The following is a 3,083-nucleotide window of genomic DNA, read 5'->3' on the forward strand; positions in this document are numbered from 1 at the left end:
ATCAATCTGTGATTGATCGTTTAGCTTCTCTCAATGAGGTGCGTATTATAGACGCTTTATAGCCTGTGTCAAGAGGTAATTTTCAATTCGTTCAGCTAATTAGATAGTTTCTAACTTGCTAAACTCCTTGTTTCGCTTTGCGTCCCAATCGCTAATTTAGCACTTGTTGGCTAAGCTTCCGTCTCAACAGGGGCGTAGTATATAGATTTCTCACTGGGCGTCAACCACTTTTGGAATATTATTTCAAATTGGTTGGATTAAGCTTATTTGCCTAGATGAACACCCCTTCCCTGGCACTTCCCTTCTTAGGGGATTGGGGCTACTTTAATATACTCTGTTCCTGATTCAAACATCTTATAAACCCTTCCCTTCCCTCCTTTAAGAAAGGAGGGGGCGTTCTTATTATAGTCAGATTTTTAATTCACCCATCCTATATTTGTGGGTTACGTTCTCCCTTCGCACGCTACGCGTGCTCGGTAATACTAACCCACCCTACGATTATTTCTATGACCTACTTTTTATGTAGGTATCTATCAATCCGTGGGTTGCCACCCTCGCTACGTCATTTGCTAAATCCTACCATTTCGTTTGCTGGGCTAAAGCCCTAGCCTATACCCCGATTTCAATAAATACGTGTAGGGTGCGCTCAGCGCACTATTTAATAGTCGATATCTTTAACATTTAAGCAATTTTCTTGAAGCAGACGAATACCTTTGAGATTTGCTAGAGAATTGGACTTTCCACACTTTATGGTGCGTGGGACGCACCAAGAGCCTTACTTCTTATAAAAAGCAGCCGTAGCGTGCGGTTAGCGAAGCGTAACCCACGGAATAGATAAAAATATTAGGTAATTAATACTACGATAATAAATGATAAGAATCAGATGTCACCACTAGCCCTGAGCGAGGATTAAAGTAAAGCATTGCTTCGCTCTAAGCGCAACAGAAAATCCCTCAGAGAGGATTTTCTAGAAGTCTGATACCCTTACTAAATGTAATTAATGTCATCAATCCTAAATTAGGGAGCGGTTTAGCTCTGATCGCAGCGATATCCTCCACCGCTGAGCAGGTTGCGTACACTTGACTAAAGTTAACCTCACTAAGCAGGAATGCCATCAGATAATAGGGTCACTCCCATCTAGCGGAGGAAATACGAGCAAAAGCATCGTTAACTTCATAACCTTCACTATGGACACTATGGACACTATGGACACTATGGACACTATAGTTGTATAAAAACACCACGCACTTCAAATTAAAAAATAGTGTTTAGCAGTGAAGTTTTTAGTTTATTTTAATCTACCTAAACCTCACAAGTAGCACTAGCTATCTTTGCTTTCTCATAAACACCTTGCGCATCTAAACCTAAATTACTCACATCTTTTAAATATTTCTGTGTGCCTTTTTCTAAAGGTTCTCGCCAAATGGGATCGTTTAAAGGATTAGGAATATCGACCACTTCATGACCTTGGTCTCTAGCAGATTGCAGGGCAATCAAATCATGCTTATCAAAGACTTCACCGACCTGCTTAGCTAGTGCCATGCCTGAGTTATCATCGAGTACTTTCTGAAGTTCATCAGGGAGCGCGTCATAGCTATCCTGATTCATCGCTACCATAAGACCGGAACTATAAAACGGAATATTAGTATGGTACTTCGTGACTTCATCAATTTTGAAAGTCGTGATGGCCTCCCACGGGAAACTTAAGCCATCGACAACACCACGCTGTAGCGAGGTATACATATCATTGGCCGGAAGACCGACTGGAGAGGCACCCATACTCTCTATAATGTCACCAGCGACTGCTGAAGGACGGCGAATACGCATCCCTCTCATATCTTCAGGGGTTTTAATAAGTTTATTAGTGGTGTGCAAGGTTCCAGGACCCGCACCATACATAAATAGCACGTGTGAGTCCTCATACTCTTTGGCAATTGTGCCATCTTCATATAATGTCTGCAAAATACAGCTCATTTGGGTGGCAGAATTAGACAGGCCTGGCAACTCAGCAATTTGAGTCAATGGAAAACGGCCACTAGTGTAACCGTGCGCTTGAGAGCCAATATCAACCGTGCCTTTAACAGTAGATTCATAAGTAACATCAGGCTTACTCAACGTCGCTGAAGGATAAAGCTCAATTTTGAGGCGACCATTAGAGTCCGTTTCTATTTTTTCGACCCAGGGTTTAAACACCTCTTGATTAATTGATGAGGTAGCGGGCCAAAAATGTGAAAACCTTAATACCGTCTGTTCTTTTGATGTAGTGGTACTTTCGATAGCATCAGCATCACTAGCATTGGAGCAGGCCACTAAACTAAGTGCTGTCATCGCAATAATTGGAAGAAGCAAGAGAGATCTCATTATCAATTCCTTTTGATAATTAATTAAAAAATAACCAATTAGGTCTTCATTTTCTCTGTGGTCAAACTATGGTGCTAGTTGAATTAAATCTCTTGTTCGCTAGAAAGCTGTTATCAATAAAGTAGCTGCCAAAATAATGGCTAAATAGTAGTGGTGTTAAAACACAACTTTGTTAAAAGCACTAAAAAGCATAATTTGGCTTTAATTAGTTATAAAATATTTATATATTATTAAAATTAACTTAATTTATTATTTAAAAATAGCAATTGTAATAATAAAAGTCAAAGCATTTTATTAAGGTGTGCAGGCCAATAGGATAGGATTTCACTGGATTTAATATCAAAACTAAAATGTTAGGTAGGAACTTGAGTAAATAATTTAGACAGTAAAAAGCCCCCAGCGCGTCAGCGTGGGGGCTTTTGTTTTTATATCTAGAAATATTAAATCATAGGCAAAGAAAAGGCCCTGAGGCCTGTTAAGAAATTGCACTGCAATTTTAAGGGCGCAAGAGGAAATCCTTTTAATAGGTGAGCGCCGTTAAAACAAAGCAGTACTTTATTAGGCAGCGCAAGAGAAAACGCTTTAGATAGCGTTTTCTGAATAAGAACCACCAAATCACAGACGAAGAAAAGCCCCAGCTAACGAAGTTAGTTGGGGCTAATCAGGGTATAGGGAGCTGACGATGACCTACTCTCACATGGGCGAACCACACTACCATTGGC

General features: G+C 40.2%; 1 protein-coding gene. It reads right to left on the minus strand.

The window, feature by feature from the left end; translation table 11 throughout:
- Window positions 1-1,302: 1,302 nt before the first annotated feature.
- Window positions 1,303-2,361 carry a TRAP transporter substrate-binding protein gene (locus tag ACZ2XM_RS15355; RefSeq protein WP_490589840.1) on the minus strand — a complete coding sequence of 353 codons (1,059 nt, stop codon included), beginning with the start codon at window positions 2,359-2,361 and terminating at the stop codon, window positions 1,303-1,305.
- Between the last annotated feature and the right edge of the window lie 722 nt (window positions 2,362-3,083).

It is taken from the genome of Psychrobacter sp. CoH-33_TS_01 (assembly GCF_058189395.1).